Origin of the sequence: Streptomyces mobaraensis, from assembly GCF_020099395.1 — a bacterium.
Classification (GTDB): Bacteria; Actinomycetota; Actinomycetes; order Streptomycetales; family Streptomycetaceae; genus Streptomyces.
The window spans coordinates 5,041,621-5,059,101 of sequence record NZ_CP083590.1; the positions used below are offsets into that span (position 1 = coordinate 5,041,621).

11 protein-coding genes are annotated in these 17,481 nt (G+C 73.5%); 10 read left to right on the top strand and 1 reads right to left on the bottom strand.

Annotated features, from left to right (window positions below):
* Positions 1–9 precede the first annotated feature (9 nt).
* The 8 genes from rodA to obgE all read left to right on the top strand — a co-directional run bounded on the left by rodA (position 10) and on the right by obgE (position 12,872).
* Entirely contained in the window at positions 10–1,209 is a 1,200-nt protein-coding gene (gene rodA, locus K7I03_RS22010) for a rod shape-determining protein RodA (RefSeq protein WP_398858553.1), read from the top strand.
* Positions 1,210–1,412: 203 nt separating this feature from the next.
* Complete coding sequence (locus K7I03_RS22015) at positions 1,413–2,933, top strand: CYTH and CHAD domain-containing protein (protein ID WP_185946245.1); 1,521 nt, start codon at positions 1,413–1,415, stop codon at positions 2,931–2,933.
* 97 nt (positions 2,934–3,030) lie between these two features.
* Positions 3,031–4,959, top strand: a complete 1,929-nt coding sequence (locus tag K7I03_RS22020) for a TIGR03960 family B12-binding radical SAM protein (protein WP_185946244.1) — start codon at positions 3,031–3,033, stop codon at positions 4,957–4,959.
* 226 nt (positions 4,960–5,185) lie between these two features.
* Positions 5,186–5,956 carry a TIGR03936 family radical SAM-associated protein gene (locus K7I03_RS22025; RefSeq protein ID WP_185946243.1) on the top strand — a complete coding sequence of 257 codons (771 nt, stop codon included), beginning with the start codon at positions 5,186–5,188 and terminating at the stop codon, positions 5,954–5,956.
* Between the two features lie 219 nt (positions 5,957–6,175).
* Positions 6,176–10,396 (top strand): Rne/Rng family ribonuclease, encoded by a 4,221-nt coding sequence (locus K7I03_RS22030; protein WP_185946242.1) that lies wholly within the window; start codon positions 6,176–6,178, stop codon positions 10,394–10,396.
* A gap of 318 nt (positions 10,397–10,714) precedes the next feature.
* Positions 10,715–11,035 carry a 50S ribosomal protein L21 gene (rplU, locus tag K7I03_RS22035; protein WP_184347503.1) on the top strand — a complete coding sequence of 107 codons (321 nt, stop codon included), beginning with the start codon at positions 10,715–10,717 and terminating at the stop codon, positions 11,033–11,035.
* A gap of 14 nt (positions 11,036–11,049) precedes the next feature.
* A complete protein-coding gene (gene rpmA, locus K7I03_RS22040) occupies positions 11,050–11,304 on the top strand; it encodes a 50S ribosomal protein L27 (RefSeq protein ID WP_004950923.1) in 255 nt (84 codons plus the stop codon).
* A gap of 128 nt (positions 11,305–11,432) precedes the next feature.
* Positions 11,433–12,872, top strand: a complete 1,440-nt coding sequence (obgE, locus tag K7I03_RS22045; RefSeq protein ID WP_185946241.1) for a GTPase ObgE — start codon at positions 11,433–11,435, stop codon at positions 12,870–12,872.
* A 267-nt stretch (positions 12,873–13,139) separates the two neighbouring features.
* Here the strand turns inward: obgE and K7I03_RS22050 are convergent, their stop codons facing one another.
* The gene (locus K7I03_RS22050; protein ID WP_185945395.1) at positions 13,140–15,185 is read right to left on the bottom strand and encodes a hypothetical protein; all 2,046 of its coding nucleotides are present in this window, start codon (positions 15,183–15,185) and stop codon (positions 13,140–13,142) included.
* A 295-nt stretch (positions 15,186–15,480) separates the two neighbouring features.
* On the opposite strand from K7I03_RS22050, the gene proB reads away from it, so the two are divergent.
* Positions 15,481–16,650, top strand: coding sequence for a glutamate 5-kinase (proB, locus tag K7I03_RS22055; protein ID WP_224347153.1), 1,170 nt, complete (start codon positions 15,481–15,483; stop codon positions 16,648–16,650).
* A 285-nt stretch (positions 16,651–16,935) separates the two neighbouring features.
* Positions 16,936–17,436, top strand: coding sequence for a hypothetical protein (locus tag K7I03_RS22060; protein WP_185945379.1), 501 nt, complete (start codon positions 16,936–16,938; stop codon positions 17,434–17,436).
* Positions 17,437–17,481 lie beyond the last annotated feature (45 nt).

Below are 17,481 nucleotides of genomic sequence, written 5' to 3' on the forward strand. Positions count from 1 at the left end.
ATGAGCGGTATGAGCGCCGACGGCTTCCGCATCCGCCGCTTCGCCCCGCAGCGCTCGGCCTGGGCCCGGCTCACCGACCGCGACTCCGTGGTCCGCCGCCTCGACTGGGTGATGCTGCTCGCCGCGCTGGCCCTGTCCGGTTTCAGCACCCTGCTCGTCTACTCCGCCACCCGCGGCCGCACCGAGCTCACCCATGGCGACCCCTACTACTTCCTGTTGCGCAACCTCCTCAACATCGGCATAGGGCTCGCCCTCGCGGCCGGCGCCGTCTGGGCCGGCCACCGGACGCTGCGCGGCGCGGTCCCGGTGCTCTACGTGGTCTCCGTGCTCGGCTGCCTCTCCGTGCTCACCCCGCTGGGCGCGACGATCAACGGCGCCCGGTCGTGGATCCAGCTCGGCGGCGGCTTCTCCATTCAGCCCTCCGAGTTCACGAAGATCACCATCACCCTGGGCATGGCCATGCTGCTGGCCCAGGCCGTGGACGCCGGCGACCGGCCGCACCCCGACCACCGCACCGTCCTCCAGGCGCTAGGCATCGCCGCCGTGCCCATCCTCGTCATCCTGCTGATGCCGGACCTGGGCTCGGTGATGGTCCTCGTCGTCATCGTGCTCGCCGTCCTGCTGGCCTCCGGCGCCTCCAACCGCTGGATCGCCGGGCTGCTGGGCGCGGGCGTGCTGGGCTGTGTGCTGATCTGGCAGCTCGGGATACTGGACGAGTACCAGATCAACCGCTTCGCCGCGTTCGCCAACCCCGCCTTCGACCCCGCGGGCGTCGGCTACAACACCAAGCAGGCGCGGATCGCCATCGGCTCCGGCGGACTGACCGGCTCCGGCCTCTTCCACGGCTCCCAGACCACCGGGCAGTTCGTCCCCGAGCAGCAGACGGACTTCATCTTCACCGTCGCGGGCGAGGAGCTGGGCTTCGTCGGGGCGGGCACGATCATCGTCCTGATCGGCGTGATCCTCTGGCGCGCCTGCCGCATCGCCCGTGAGACGACCGAGCTGTACGGGACGGTGGTGGCGGCGGGGATCATCGCCTGGTTCGCCTTCCAGTCCTTCGAGAACATCGGCATGACCCTGGGGATCATGCCCGTGACGGGACTGCCGCTGCCCTTCGTCTCGTACGGCGGCTCGTCGATGTTCGCCGCCTGGATCGCCGTCGGACTCCTCCAGTCGATCAAGGTGCAACGGCCGCTGGCGTCGGCCTGACGCGGGCGCCGTGCGGTTGGGCGGCGTCCGGAGCCGCTGGGCGGTGACGACGGGCGGCGGCAGTCCCGGACACGCGGCCGGCGGGTGCCGGGTGGCGGGTGGCGGCAGGCGAGGCGGCGGTCGGGGGCGACATCGGCCCGCGGTCCGGCCGTGTCCGAGACCGGCCCTGCCGCCGGGCGCGTCCGGCGACTAGATTCGACGGCATGGACCGGGTCCGGGGCACGATCGCGCGGGAGATCGAGCGGAAGTACGAGACCGGTGACGCGACGTCCCCGGTGCGGCTGCCCGACCTCGGCGGGGCAGGGCCCGTCGCCCGCGTCGTCGACCGCGGGACGGACGTCCTCGACGCCGTCTACTACGACACCGCCGACCGCCGCCTCCTCGCCGCCGGCATCACCCTGCGCCGCCGCACCGGAGGCGATGCCGGATGGCACCTCAAGCTGCCCGTCGCCCCCGGGGTGCGCGACGAGGTGCGCGCCCCGCTCACGGACGGGATCCCGCGCCGCCTCACCGCCCTCGTCCGCGCCCGCACCCGGGGCGCCCCGCTCGTCCCGCTGGCCCGCGTCGTCTCGCGCCGCGACGTCCGGCACCTCCTCGACGCGCACGGCACCCTCCTCGCCGACGTGAGCACCGACTCCGTCACCGCCGGGCGGCCCGCCGGGGAGGGCCCCGGGGCGATGGCCGCCTGGACCGAGGTCGAGGTGGAACTCGCCCCCGGCGCCGACCCCGGCCTCCTCGACGTCATCGAACCTCGGCTGCGCGAGGCCGGGTTGCGTCCGTCGCGCGCCGGCAGCAAACTCGCGCGGGCCCTCGCGGGAGAGACCACCCCGGAGCCCCCGCCGCCCGCCCCCGCCACGGGCGACGCCGCCCGCGTCGTCCTCGCCCACCTCCGCGAGCAGGCCGAGGCCGTCGTCGCCCTCGACCCCGCCGCCCGCCTCGGCACCGAGGACGCCGTCCACCAGATGCGCGTCGCCACCCGGCGGCTGCGCAGCGCCCTCCGCACCTACGGCAGGCTCCTCGACCCCCGGGCCACCGACCTCCTGGGCGCCGAACTCCGCTGGCTGGCCGTCGAGTTGGGCGCGGACCGCGACCGCGAGGTGGTCGTGGAACGGCTCCGGCACCACCTCGACGACCTCCCGCGCCCCCTCGTCCGCGGCCCGGTCCGCGCCCGGCTGCGCATCTGGTCCAACCGCAGCCGCGCCGAGACCCGCCGCCGGGTCACCGCCGCCCTCGACAGCGAGCGCCACCTGGCCCTGCTGGACCGGCTCGACGCCCTCGTCACCGACCCGCCGCTGCGCCCGTCCGCCGTCGACGCCTCGGAGAAGGCGCTGGTCAAGGCGGTGCGCCGGGACCACGAGCGGCTCGCGGCCCGGATCGCGCACGCCCTCGCCACCGACCCGGGACCGGCCCGCGACGCGGCCCTCCACGAGGCCCGCAAGGCCGCCAAACGCGCCCGCTACGCGGCCGAGGCGGCGGCCCCGGCGCTCGGCAAGGACGCCAAGCGCCTCGCCAAGCGGCTCAAGGCCGTCCAGACCGTCCTCGGTGACCACCAGGACAGCGTCCTCACCCGCGACGCGCTGCGCCTGATCAGCGCCCAGGCGGCGGTGGCGGGGGAGGCGACGTTCACCTACGGGCTGTTGTACGGGCGCGAGGAGGCGCGGGCGGCGGAGGGGGAACGGGCGCTGGCGGGGGTGTGGGAGCGCGTGGCGGAGCCGGGACTGTGAGCCCCGGCCACGGAGCGTGACGACCGATCTGGACCGCCATGCCGTCGGGCACGTTACTCTTGAGGGTCACCCCTGCCCGCTCATGAGAGACATCGTGATGCCTGTCGAGTCGGTCTTCCCGCGCCTGGAAGCGCTTCTCCCGCACGTCCAGAAGCCCATCCAGTACGTCGGCGGAGAGCTCAACTCCACCGTCAAGAACTGGGACGAGTGTGACGTCCGCTGGGCGCTCATGTACCCCGACGCCTACGAGGTCGGCCTGCCCAACCAGGGCGTCATGATCCTGTACGAGGTCCTCAACGAGCGCGAGGGCGTGCTCGCCGAGCGCACGTACAGCGTCTGGCCGGACCTGGAAGCGCTGATGCGCGAGCACGGCGTGCCGCAGTTCACGGTGGACGCCCACCGCCCGGTCAAGGAGTTCGACCTCTTCGGCCTCAGCTTCTCCACCGAGCTCGGCTACACCAACATGCTCACCGCGCTGGACCTGGCGGGCATCCCGCTGGACGCGGCCGAGCGCACGGTGGACGACCCGATCGTCGTCGCGGGCGGGCACGCGGCGTTCAACCCGGAGCCGATCGCCGACTTCATCGACTGCGCGGTCATCGGCGACGGCGAGCAGGCCGTCCTGGAGATGACGGAGATCGTCCGCGCCTGGAAGGCGGAGGGCCGGCCGGGCGGGCGCGACGAGGTGCTGTTCCGCCTGGCGAAGACCGGCGGCGTGTACGTCCCGCGGTTCTACGACGTCGAGTACCTGGCGGACGGCCGGATCGCCCGCGTCGTCCCCAACCGCTCCGGCGTGCCGTGGCGCGTGTCCAAGCACACCGTCATGGACCTCGACGAGTGGCCGTACCCCAAGCAGCCGCTGGTCCCGCTGGCGGAGACCGTGCACGAGCGGATGTCCGTCGAGATCTTCCGCGGCTGCACCCGCGGCTGCCGCTTCTGCCAGGCGGGCATGATCACCCGCCCGGTGCGCGAGCGCTCCATCACGGGCATCGGCGAGATGGTCGAGAAGGGCCTCAAGGCGACCGGCTTCGAGGAGGTCGGCCTGCTGTCGCTGTCCTCCGCCGACCACACCGAGATCGGTGACATCGCCAAGGGCCTCGCCGACCGCTACGAAGAGGACAAGATCGGCCTCTCGCTGCCCTCGACCCGCGTGGACGCGTTCAACGTCGACCTCGCGAACGAGCTGACCCGCAACGGCCGCCGCTCCGGTCTGACCTTCGCCCCCGAGGGCGGCTCCGAGCGCATGCGCAAGGTCATCAACAAGATGGTCTCGGAAGAGGACCTGATCCGGACCGTCGCCACCGCGTACGGCAACGGCTGGCGCCAGGTGAAGCTGTACTTCATGTGCGGCCTGCCGACCGAGACCGACGAGGACGTCCTCCAGATCGGCGACATGGCGGTCAACGTCATCGCCAAGGGCCGCGAGGTCTCCGGCTCCAACGACATCCGCTGCACGGTGTCCATCGGCGGCTTCGTGCCCAAGCCGCACACCCCGTTCCAGTGGGCGCCGCAGCTCTCCGCCGAGGAGACCGACGCCCGGCTGGAGAAGCTGCGCGACAAGATCCGCGGTGACAAGAAGTACGGCCGCTCGATCGGCTTCCGCTACCACGACGGCAAGCCCGGCATCGTCGAGGGCCTCCTCTCGCGCGGCGACCGCCGCGTCGGCGCGGTCATCCGCGCGGTCTACGAGTCCGGCGGTCGCTTCGACGGCTGGCGCGAGCACTTCAGCTACGACCAGTGGATGAAGTGCGCCGAGGAGACGCTGCCGCCGCAGGGCGTCGACGTCGACTGGTACACCACCCGCGAGCGCACCTACGAGGAGGTCCTCCCCTGGGACCACCTGGACTCCGGCCTCGACAAGGACTGGCTCTGGGAGGACTGGCAGGACGCCCTCGACGAGACCGAGGTCGACGACTGCCGCTGGACGCCGTGCTTCGACTGTGGCGTGTGTCCTCAGCTGGACCTCGACATCCAGATCGGCCCCACGGGCAAGAAACTGCTGCCGCTCTCGGTCGTCAACAAGTAGTACCGCCGGCCCCGTCCACCTCGGGCGGGGCCGACGGCGTCAACGAGCGAGGTGCGGGGAGACGTCCCGTTTGGGCGTTGTCGAATAGGACGTGAGTCCGAGAAGGGGCCCTGCCGGGTTTGCGGGGTCCCTGTTGCACGTACTCTAGGTAGCAGTACGACCGCTCTCACGAAGGATCAGACCACTGGGCAAGCGACAGCCCGAAGGCCCGCCGCCCGCACCCGCGGTGCAGCGCATCCGCCTCCGCTACACCAAGCGCGGCCGCCTCCGGTTCACCAGCCACCGTGACTTCCAGCGCGCCTTCGAGCGGGCGCTGCGCCGGGCCGAGGTGCCCATGGCGTATTCGGCCGGCTTCACGCCGCACCCCAAGGTGTCGTACGCCAATGCCGCCCCCACTGGCACGGGCAGTGAGGCCGAGTACCTGGAGATCCAGCTCGCCGAGGCGCGCGACCCCGCGCTGCTGCGGGAGCTGCTCGACGAGTCGCTGCCCGCCGGGCTCGACATCGTCGACGCGGTGGAGGCGCGGACGTCCTCCTTCGCCGACCGGCTGGAGGGCTCCCTCTGGGAGCTGCGGCTGGACGGGGTGGAGGTCGCCGACGCCGAGCGGGCCGTGGCGGCGTTCCTCGCGGCGGAGACCGTGGAGGTCGCGCGCCGCACCAAGAACGGGATGCGCACCTTCGACGCGCGGGGTGCCGTGTGCCGGCTCGAGGCCGCGGCCGCTCCGGCCGATAGGCCCGGTACCGGTGCCTGTGCGATACTGCGGCTGGTTGTTCGGCATTCGACACCCGCCGTTCGACCCGACGACGTCCTGTCCGGGCTCCGCGCCACGGCCGACCTGGCGCCGCCGGTCCCCGCCGCGGTGACCAGGCTGGCGCAGGGGCCGCTCGACGATGAGACCGGAACGGTGACCGATCCGCTCGCGCCCGATCGCGACGCTGCCACGGCCGCTTCATCACCGGCCGCCGGCGCGGCGACGGCAGTGGGCGGACCAGCGTAAGGACGCGTCGCGCGCCGCCGGTGCACCAGGGAGCCTCCCCGGTCCGGTACGGCGCATTGACCAGGAGACTTTCGCCGGTGCCGCAGATCGGACCCGGCGAGCGAGACGACAGCTCCCGTGCGGCGACCGCGCCCCGGACGGCGGTACCGCGCACATCACGCGGGCCGGCGGGCCGGAATCCGGCGCGGCGCCCGGGAGCGTGACGGGAGAACCGCCCGCATGCTCGAACCCACTGAGCCCATGGAATCCGGGAACGCGCACGACGCGCCCGGGAACGACACCACCAGCGCGTCGCCGGCCACCGGCGGCGCGACCGGGAGCCCCAGCGACACGCTGCCTCCGCGCCGCCGTCGCCGGGTGGCCTCCCGCCCGGCCGGCCCGCCGGTGACCGACGCCGCCGACGGCGCGTCCGAGGCGTCCGGGGCCGCTTCCGTCGCCCCGGAGCCGGCCGCCGAGCCCGCCGCTCCGGCGCGCTCGCGCCGCCGTGCGACCCGCGCCGCGGCCACGGCTGAGAAGGCCGAGACCCCTGAGACCCCTGAGAACACCGTCGAGGCCGCTGCCGAGGCGCCCGCCACGCCGGCGCGTCCGCGTCGCCGTGCCGTCCGCAAGGCCGGCGGACCGGCCGAGGCCGTCGCCCCGCAGCCCGCCGACGACACGAGCGCCGCCGAGCCCGCCGCCGAGCCGGCCCAGTCGTCCGAGGCGCCGGCCACCCCGGCGCGTCCGCGCCGCCGGGCGACGCGCAAGGTCACGAGCCCCGTCGTGGGCACCGGTGAGGCGTCCGCCCCGGCCGAGCCGGCCGCCGAGCCCGAGGCCGCGCCCGCCGTGGAGGCGGAGACCGAGACCCCGGCCCGTCCGCGTCGTCGCGCGGTCCGCCGGGCCGGCGCTCCCGCGGGTCCGCCGCGTGCCGCTGCCGAGACCGAGGCCGCTGTGATCGCCGATCCGGCCGCCGCGCCCGCCGCCGAGGCCGTCGAGCCCGTGGAGCACGTCGAGCCGGTCGAGGAGGCCGCGCCCGCCGCCCCGGCGCGTACGCGTCGGCGTGCTGTCCGTCCGGTGGCCGCGCCTGTCGTTCCGGTCGAGGACGAGGTCGAGGAGCCGGAAGAGCCGGAAGAGGCCGAGGAGCCGGAAGAGGACGCGGAGGCCGAGGCGGTCGTCGAGGCGCCCGTCGAGCCGGTGCGTCCGGCCCGGACCCGTCGCCGGGCGACCCGCGCGGCCGGCAGCGCCGCCGCCGAGGCCGCGCCGGAGCCGGCGGAGGCGCCCGCCGCCGAGCCCGTGGCCGAGGAGCCGCGCGCCCGCCGCACCCGCCGTCGGGCCGGTGCTGTCGAGGGCGCGGAGGCGCCCGCCGCCGAGCCGGCCGTCGCCGAGGAGGAGCCGCGGTCCCGCCGTACGCGCCGCCGGGCCGTGAGCGCCGAGGCCGAGCAGCAGGCCGCCACCGAGGCCGCCGCGCCCGTCGAGGAGGCCGCCCCGGGCCGTACGCGCCGCCGGGCGGTGCGCCCGCCGACCGCCGTGTTCCAGGCGCCGGTGTTCACCGAGCCGATGTTCCAGACGCCGGAGTCCGCCGCCGCCGCGTACGCGGCCGAGGAGCGGACGGTCGTGGAGCCCGCCGCGGAGGAGGCCGAGCCGGCCACGTCCGGCCGTCGCCGTCGCCGCCGTCGGGGCGAGCCCGCGGAGCCCGTCGAGGCGGCCGAGACCGTCGTGACCGCCGGTGAGCCCGAGGCCGAGGAGGCCGAGGAGGCGGAGACCGCCGAGGGTGCCGCCGAGGACGAGGAGCAGGGCGAGCGCCCCTCGCGCCGTCGCCGTCGGGGCGGCCGTCGCCGTCGCCGCGGTGAGGCCGCGGACGCCGAGGCCGAGGGCGAGACCGAGGGCGAGGAGCCGGAAGAGGCCGAGGAGGCCGAGCAGGCCGACGACGAGGGTGCCGAGGCCGAGGAGTCCGGCGCCGAGTCCGGCGGTTCGACCGCGGGCAGCCGCCGTCGTCGCCGTCGCCGTCGCCGGTCCGGCGAGGCGATGGAGGACGGACAGGCCGTCGACGACCCGGAGCGGACCGTCGTCAAGGTCCGCGAGCCGCGCGACCGCCTCAAGGAGGGCGGCACCGGTTTCGACGAGGTCCAGTCCATCAAGGGCTCGACCCGTATGGAGGCCAAGAAGCAGCGCCGCCGCGAGGGGCGCGAGCAGGGCCGCCGCCGGGTGCCGATCATCACCGAGGCCGAGTTCCTGGCGCGCCGCGAGGCCGTCGAGCGCGTGATGGTCGTCCGCCAGAACGGCGACCGGACGCAGATCGGCGTGCTGGAGGACAACGTCCTCGTCGAGCACTTCGTCAACAAGGAGCAGGCCACCAGCTACGTCGGCAACGTCTACCTGGGCAAGGTCCAGAACGTGCTGCCGTCGATGGAGGCCGCGTTCGTCGACATCGGCAAGGGCCGCAACGCCGTCCTCTACGCCGGTGAGGTCAACTTCGACGCGCTCGGCATGGGCAACGGCCCGCGCCGCATCGAGTCCGCGCTGAAGTCCGGCCAGTCCGTGCTCGTCCAGGTCACCAAGGACCCGATCGGCCACAAGGGCGCCCGCCTGACCAGCCAGGTCTCGCTGCCCGGCCGCTACCTGGTCTACGTGCCCGAGGGCTCGATGACCGGCATCAGCCGGAAGCTGCCCGACACCGAGCGGGCGCGCCTGAAGCAGATCCTCAAGAAGATCGTCCCCGAGGACGCCGGCGTGATCGTGCGCACCGCGGCCGAGGGCGCGAGCGAGGACGAGCTGCGCCGTGACGTCGAGCGGCTGCAGGCGCAGTGGGAGGACATCCAGAAGAAGTCCAAGATGATCTCCACCAGCTCGCCGAGCCTGCTGTACGGCGAGCCGGACATGACCGTCCGGGTGGTCCGCGACATCTTCAACGAGGACTTCTCCAAGGTCATCGTGAGCGGCGAGGGCGCTTGGGAGACCATCCACGGGTACGTCTCGCACGTCGCGCCCGACCTGGTGGACCGGCTGCAGAAGTGGACGTCGGACGTCGACGTCTTCGCCACGTATCGGATCGACGAGCAGCTGATGAAGGCGCTGGACCGCAAGGTCTGGCTGCCGAGCGGCGGTTCGCTCGTCATCGACCGGACCGAGGCGATGGTCGTCGTCGACGTCAACACCGGCAAGTTCACCGGCCAGGGCGGCAACCTGGAGGAGACGGTCACCAGGAACAACCTGGAGGCGGCCGAGGAGATCGTGCGCCAGCTGCGGCTGCGCGACCTCGGCGGCATCATCGTGATCGACTTCATCGACATGGTGCTGGAGTCCAACCGGGACCTGGTGCTGCGGCGCCTGCTGGAGTGCCTGGGCCGGGACCGGACGAAGCACCAGGTCGCCGAGGTGACCTCGCTGGGTCTGGTGCAGATGACCCGCAAGCGGGTCGGGCAGGGGCTGCTGGAGTCCTTCTCCGAGTCGTGCGTCCACTGCAACGGCCGGGGTGTCATCGTCCACATGGACCAGCCGACGTCGGTCGGCGGCGGTGGGGGCGGCGGCAAGCGCGGCAAGAAGCGGGGCGGCGGCAAGGGTGGCGCCGGAACCGCGGAGGTCACGGAGTCCGTCGAGTCCGCCGAGTCCGCCGAGGAGACCCTGGAGGAGCCTTCGGCTCCCGAGTTGGAGCCGGCGCCGGTGACCGAGGCGGAGCTGGTGCCGTCGGTCGGCGGGGACGAGGACGAGTGGTTCTCCAGCCCGGCCGAGGCGGAGGCCGCCGCGGCGACCCGTGGCGGCCGTGGCCGCCGCCGGGCGACCCGGAAGGCGTCCGCGCCGGCGGGTGCGCCGAAGCGGGCCGAGCGGGCTGAGCGGGCCGAGCGCATGGAGCGGGCCGAGGCTGAGCGGGCGGAGGCGGAGGCGGTCGAGCCGGCGGCGGAAGCCGTCGTCGAGCCGGTCGTGGAGGCCGCTGCCGAGGCCGTCGTCGAGCCGGTGGCCGAGACGGTCGTCGAGCCCGTCGCGGAGCCCGTCGTCGAGCCGGAGCCCGCTCCGGCTGCGCCCGCCCGTCCGCGCCGTCGCGCGACCCGGAAGGTCACCGCTCCGGCGGGGCCGCCCGCGGGCGCCGAGGAGGCGGCCGTGGTCGTCGTCACCGCTCCCGCGGCGGTCGAGACCGCTCCGGAGGCCGTGCAGGCGACCGCGGTGGCCGAGACCGGCGAGGCTCTGGTGACGCCGGAGACGCCGGAGGCGGCCGAGACGGTGGTGGAGGAGCCTTCGGAGTCCGAGGCGGCTCCGGCCAAGAAGACGGCCCGTAAGACGGCCGCCAAGAAGGCCACCACCAAGAAGGCGGCCGCGAAGAAGACGACCACCGCCAAGAAGGCCGTGGCCAAGAAGACGGCTGCCAAGTCGACGACCGCCAAGAAGGCGGCCACGACCAAGAAGGCGGCCACGAAGAAGACGGCTGCGAAGAAGGCGCCGGCCAAGAAGGCCGTGGCTTCGGAGGAGTAAGGGTCCGCCCTGGAGGGGCGGGATGGGGGTGTGCCCCTGTCCCGCCCCTTCGCCGTTTCCTGAGGGCTCCGCCCCCAGACCCCCGTGATCGCGGCTTCGCCGCTCGTCCTCAAGCGCCGGACGGGCTGAGTGCAGGCCCGGTTTGACCCCTTGCCTGGGGCCCCGTAACCTTGCCTTTCGGCGTCTGTACGCCTACCCCTGAGCAAATCCCTCCCGGCCTCGCCGGGAGAGGCCGCTCATCCACTCGGAGAGCACGGGCTCCGCCCGTCTGAGCGGCTGGCATCAGAGGTCCCGATTACTAGCGAGAGTGAGATCCGCGTGTACGCAGTCGTGCGTAGCGGTGGTCGTCAGCACAAGGTTGCTGTCGGCGACATCGTCGAGGTTGACAAGATTTCCGACGGCAAGGTGGGCGACGCGGTCGAGCTCTCGACGCTGCTCGTCGTCGACGGCGAGTCCGTCACCAGCGACCCGTGGGTCCTGGCGGGCATCAAGGTTCAGGCCGAGATCGTGGACCACCACAAGGGTGCCAAGATCGACATCCTGAAGTACAAGAACAAGACCGGTTACCGCAAGCGGATTGGTCACCGCCAGCAGTACACCGCGCTGAAGATCACCGGCATCCCGACGGCCGCGAAGTAAGGGACTGAGGAGACATGGCACACAAGAAGGGCGCATCGTCCACCCGGAACGGTCGCGACTCCAATGCTCAGCGGCTCGGCGTGAAGCGCTTCGGCGGTCAGGTCGTCAGCGCCGGTGAGATCCTGGTCCGCCAGCGTGGCACCCACTTCCACCCGGGTGCCGGTGTCGGTCGCGGTGGCGACGACACGCTGTTCGCGCTGAACGCCGGTGCGGTGCAGTTCGGCACCCACCGTGGCCGCAAGGTCGTCAACATCGTTCCGGTCGCCTGATCTTCCGATCACGGTTTCCGTAGAGCGATACAGCGAGGGCGGACCTCCCTTCCCCTGCGGGGAAGCGGGTCCGCCCTCGCTGCGTTACAACAGACAAACCCCCACCTACGTATCGGAGGCAACCCGCTATGACCACCTTCGTGGACCGCGTCGAGCTGCATGTCGCCGCGGGTAACGGAGGCCATGGCTGCGCCTCCGTGCACCGTGAGAAATTCAAGCCGCTCGGCGGCCCGGACGGCGGCAACGGCGGCCGCGGCGGCGACGTGATCCTGGTCGTCGACCAGTCCGTCACCACGCTGCTGGACTACCACCACAGCCCGCACCGCAAGGCCACCAACGGCAAGCCCGGCGAGGGCGGCAACCGCTCCGGCAAGGACGGCCAGGACCTGGTCCTGGCGGTGCCGGACGGCACCGTCGTGCTCGACCGGCGCGGCAACGTCCTCGCGGACCTCGTCGGCCAGGGCACCACCTTCATCGCCGCCCAGGGCGGCCGCGGCGGCCTCGGCAACGCGGCGCTCGCCTCGGCCCGCCGCAAGGCGCCCGGCTTCGCGCTGCTCGGCGAGCCCGGCGACGTCCAGGACATCGTCCTGGAGCTGAAGACCGTCGCCGACGTGGCGCTCGTCGGCTACCCGAGCGCCGGCAAGTCCTCGCTGATCTCGGTGCTCTCCGCCGCGAAGCCGAAGATCGCCGACTACCCGTTCACCACGCTCGTCCCGAACCTCGGCGTCGTGACGGCCGGCTCGACCGTCTACACCATCGCCGACGTCCCCGGCCTGATCCCCGGCGCCAGCCAGGGCAAGGGGCTGGGCCTGGAGTTCCTGCGGCACGTCGAGCGCTGCTCGGTGCTGGTGCACGTGCTGGACACGGCGACGCTGGAGTCCGAGCGCGACCCGCTGAGCGACCTCGACGTCATCGAGGCGGAGCTCAAGGAGTACGGCGGGCTGGAGAACCGGCCGCGGATCGTCGTCCTCAACAAGGTCGACATCCCCGACGGCCAGGACCTCGCCGACATGATCCGTCCCGACCTGGAGGCCCGCGGTCTGCGCGTCTTCGAGGTGTCGGCCGTCTCCCGGCAGGGCCTCAAGGAGCTGTCCTTCGCGCTCGCCGGCATCGTCGCCGAGGCACGCGCCGCCAAGCCCAAGGAGGAGGCGACCCGCATCGTCATCCGGCCGAAGGCCGTGGACGACGCCGGCTTCACCGTCACCCTGGAGGACGACGGCATCTACCGCGTGCGCGGCGAGAAGCCCGAGCGGTGGGTGCGGCAGACCGACTTCAACAACGACGAGGCCGTCGGCTACCTGGCCGACCGCCTCAACCGCCTCGGCGTCGAGGAGGAGCTGATGAAGGCCGGTGCCCGCGCGGGCGACGGCGTCGCCATCGGCTCCGAGGAGAACGCGGTCGTCTTCGACTGGGAGCCGACGATGGCCGCCGGCGCGGAGATGCTCGGTCGTCGTGGCGAGGACCATCGGCTGGAGGCGCCGCGGCCTGCGGCGCAGCGGCGGCGGGACAAGCAGGCCGAGCGGGACGAGGCGGAGCAGGAGTATCAGGGGTTCGATCCGTTCGCGTAACGGTGCGGCGCCCTGCGGGGCGGGTCGGGGGTTTGTGCCCCTGGCCCGCCCCTTCGCCGTTTCCTGGGGGCGAGCTCCCAGACCCCCTTTCGCGGCTTCGCCGCTCGTCCTCAAACGCCGGACGGGCTGAAATCAGCCCGTCCGGCGTTTGAGGACAACCGCGCGGAGCGCGGTTTCGGGGGTGCGGGGGCTTGCCCCCGCAAGAAACGGAGAAAGGGCGGGACCGGGGCAACCCCCAGTCCCGCCCTCACGCACGTGAGAACCGCGTCAGCGCCCCTGTGCGGGGCTGAACCAGTCGCCCCCGCCCCCGGCGGCCGGGGACGGCTCCTCGCCCGGGAGAAGGGCGCCGGCGCCCTCGCGCTGGCCCGGAATCTCCGACGCCGCCCGCGCGGCGACCCGCGCCGCGCGCTCGTCGGCCGCGTGGGCCAGGTCCAGGGCCGCCTGGTTGAAGCGGACCAGGGACGGCGGGTCGGACGGGCCGAGCAGCTGGACCTTGAGCTGGGCGCGGGCCTCGGCGAGGCGGTCCAGGCGCGGGTCGCGGACGGCGGCGAGCAGGGCGCGGACGCCGGAGCCGTCGGGCGTCAGGATCGTGGCCGCGGTGACGGTCGGGAAGTTCGCGAGGAACTCCTCCTCGCTCATGCCGCTGGTGTTGGCCACCGCGTACGGCTTCTCGCTGATCAGGTAGTCCGAGACGACGCTGGAGACGTCGCTGATCAGCACGTCGGCCTGGTTGAAGCAGCTGAACAGGGCCGGCCGCGGGCCGGTGACGATCTGGTGCTCCCACTCGGGCAGCGAGGCCCAGTACGCGGCCTCCCAGGCGGCCGTGGCGGCCTCGACCGCCGCGGACCGGCCCGGCTCGGGGGCGGTCTGGACGAGCATCCGCTCCGCCTCGTCCACGCTGGGGCGGAAGGTGCTGGTGGTGAGCGCCTGGAGTTCGGCGGTCATCCGCTCCAGCTGGGCGGCGGCCTCCGGGCCGGGGCGCGGGCCCTCGCGGCGCTCGTTGGCCTCGCGGATCATGTCCTTGATGCGGCGGTTCGCCTCGCCCGCGCGGGGGTCGACGGAGCCGGTCATCGGGTGCGGCTTGTAGAGCAGCCGGACGGCGGGGTCGGCGAGCAGCTCGCGGACGATGTTCTCGCCGGCCAGCATGACCGAGGTGTTGCCCGGGTTGCCGTCCCAGCCCTCCCAGGTGGGGGCGTACAGCACGGTGGTGAACGGGCGGGTCGGGGCGCCCGCGTACGGCTGGATCGGCGCCAGCTGCGGACGGCCGACCTCGACGACGTCCCGGTCGTCGACGCCGATGTCGGCGAGCTGGTAGCGCTCGCGCGCGGCCGGGCCGGCGACCCAGATCTCGTCGTACGCCTTGGAGTACGGGTTGCAGCTGGAGAGCTTGTCGCTCTCGCCGTGGTTGATGAAGGCGTGCTTGATCGACGGCATCCGCAGGACCTGCGAGGTCTTGCCGGAGTTCGACGGGTGCAGCAGCACCTTGAGGGTCGACTGCTCCAGGGCCATCAGGTGGTGGACCTTGGGGATGCAGACGATCGGGATGTCCGTGGCGTCGATCTTCTTCACCATGAAGCGCTCGCGCAGCACGATGATCGGCTTGCCGTCGAGCTGGGCGAGCGTGGAGAGCCACATGTTCGCCTGGTAGGCGGAGCTGGTGCCGCCGGAGAAGTACATGCCGACGGTCGGCCGGTAGTCGGCCAGCCAGCGGTCGAGCCACTCTATGGCCTGCTCGTCGGTGGCGATCCGCTTGGCCGGGCGCAGCCAGCTCGCCAGGTACAGCAGCCCGCCGACGGCGAGGACGAGGGCCAGGCCGACGCCGGCCATGGCCCCCGCGGCCTTGCCGGTGCCCACGGTGACCAGCAGGCCCACCGTCGCCGGGACGGCGAAGCGGACCAGGCGGCGGCCGTGCTGGCGGGCCAGGATGCGCGGCGGGGCGGCGGTCAGGTGCAGACCGGACGCGTCGATGTTGCGCGTCACGAACGGCAGGGTGCGCGAGCGGCGGACCAGGATCGCGACGGCCTGGCAGCCGAGGTGGGCCGCGTAGAAGAGGACGACGCCGACGAAGACCGGCGCGTAGTCGCGCAGCGAGCCGTCGTCGTGCAGCCGCAGCAGCCCCAGCATGATCACCATGTCGCGCAGCAGCTGCCGCACCATGACGTCGAACCGGACCTTGCCGAGCAGGGCGAGCAGACCGGGGTCGCGGTGCTGCAGATAGAGATCGAGCGCGAGGCCCGCCGCCGAGGTGGCGATCAAGAGCGGCACGTTGGGCAGCAGCGCGCCCACGAGCTGGAGTACGAACGACACCAGCATCGCGAGTAGCGCCGCGGCCTGTACGGCTCGGCGGGGGACTGTTCCGGCAGGCACTGGGCGGGCTCCTGGCAGGAGAACTGAGGGATCGGGATGGACCGGGTCGGACACGTCATGGGACAACGGTCTGGACAACGGCCGCAACCGACCGTATGACGGCCGCTGGGCCAGGAGCAATCTTCGGTCACGGCAACCGCCACAAAATAGGGTCGAACGACCACAATCGTCAGGCGGTAGATTGGCCGTTTCCAGCGGAAGACGGCAGGACCGGCGGGCGAGAGCAGAGGTGCGGAGCACGGTGCGGGCAGGGACGGCGGAGGAAACGGCGACCGGAGCGGACGGAGGGATCCGGCCGGAGGTCACCGGCGCCCGCAGGATCGTGGTCAAGGTGGGCTCGTCCTCTCTCACCACCGCGGGCGGGGGACTGGACGCCGACCGGGTTGACGCCCTCGTCGACGTCCTGGCCCGGGTGCTCGGCGACACGGCGGGCAAGGAGATCGTCCTCGTCTCGTCCGGCGCCATCGCCGCCGGCCTCGCGCCGCTGGGCCTCGACCGGCGGCCGAAGGACCTGGCCCGCCAGCAGGCCGCCGCCAGCGTCGGCCAGGGCCTGCTGGTCGCCCGCTACACCGCGTCCTTCGCCCGCTACGGCCGCCGCGTCGGGCAGGTGCTGCTGACCACCGACGACACCAGCCGCCGCGCGCACTACCGCAACGCCCGCCGGACCCTGGACCAGCTGCTGGCCATGGGCGCGGTCCCGGTCGTCAACGAGAACGACACGGTGGCCACGGACGAGATCCGGTTCGGCGACAACGACCGGCTCGCCGCCCTCGTCGCCCACCTCGTCCGCGCCGACCTGCTCGTCCTCCTCTCCGACGTGGACGGCCTCTACGACGGCGACCCCAGCACCCCGGGCACCTCGCGGATCGCCGAGGTCAGCGGGCCGCAGGACCTGGAAGGCGTCTCCATCGGCAGCGCCGGCAAGGCGGGCGTCGGCACCGGCGGCATGGTGACCAAGGTCGAGGCCGCCCGGATCGCCGCCGCCGCGGGCATCCCGGTCGTCCTCACCTCCGCCAGCCGCGCCGCCGACGCCCTCCTCGGCCGGCCCACCGGCACCCTCTTCCACCGCACCGGCCGCCGCTCCGCCGACCGGCTGCTGTGGCTGGCGCACGCCTCCACCCCGCGCGGCGCCCTCACGCTGGACGACGGCGCGGTGCGCGCGGTGGTCCGGGGCACCGGCTCGCTGCTGCCGGCGGGCATCGCGGCCGTCGAGGGCGAGTTCAGCGCGGGCGACCCGGTCGAGCTGCGGGACGGCGCGGGCCGCGCGGTGGCCCGCGGGCTGGTGGCCTACGACGCGGGGGAGATCCCGCAGCTGCTCGGCCGCTCCACCCGGGACCTGGCCCGCGAGCTCGGGCCCGAGTACGAGCGCGAGGTCGTGCACCGGGACGATCTGGTCGTTCTCCACCCCTGACCAAGGGGGGCGGAGGCGGCGGGGACTCGGGGAGGGAAAAGGTACGGCATCCGGGCGTGCGCCGAGGCCCGTCCCGAGGTAAGTCCAGCCTTTCCTCCGGCCTTTCCGGAAAACCACCCCGCGGCCGTCCCCGGGCTGGTCAACTCTTAAGAGCCGGGTGCGTTCCGGCCGGGGCCGCCGCGGGCGGGCGGTGCCCCGGGCGGGAATCCGGGTACGCGGGAGAACCAGCACGACACGGCTCCGCCGCAGACGCGCACGGGGCCGGCCAGAACAGGGAGGCCGCCGGTGAGACGAGGGCGCCCAGGGGCCCCGCCCCGAGGTGGGGGATCGGTCTCCCGCATTCCGCGCGCCGCGGGGGAGGAACAGCCCGTCCTGACCAGCGTCGGGACGTACGGCACGGGGGAGGACACCGGCACGGACCGCCCGGACGGGTCCGGCGCGGGCGGCTCCCGGCTGTGGCACGTCACCCTCAGTGTCTCCGGGGCGGAGGCGCCGCTCGGCGAGGTGCGGCGGGCGCTGGAGCAGCTCGCGCACGACCACCCCTTCCTGCTGACCAGCCGCTACGCCAACGACCACGCCGAGATCCGGTACTGGGAGGAGGCCCGCGACCTGCACGACGCGGCGGCCGTCGCCCTGCGGCTCTGGGGCGAGCACCGCTCGACGGCCCGGCTGCCGCCCTGGGAGATCGTGGGTCTGGAGGTCATCGACCGGGAGACGTACCACCAGCGGGTGGCGGAGGGCTGCGGTCCGCTGCCGGCCGCGCCGGTGGGGGTGCACCCGTTCTGACGGAGCCCGTTCCGACGGGCGGGCGACCCTGCCGCGTCCCGCCCG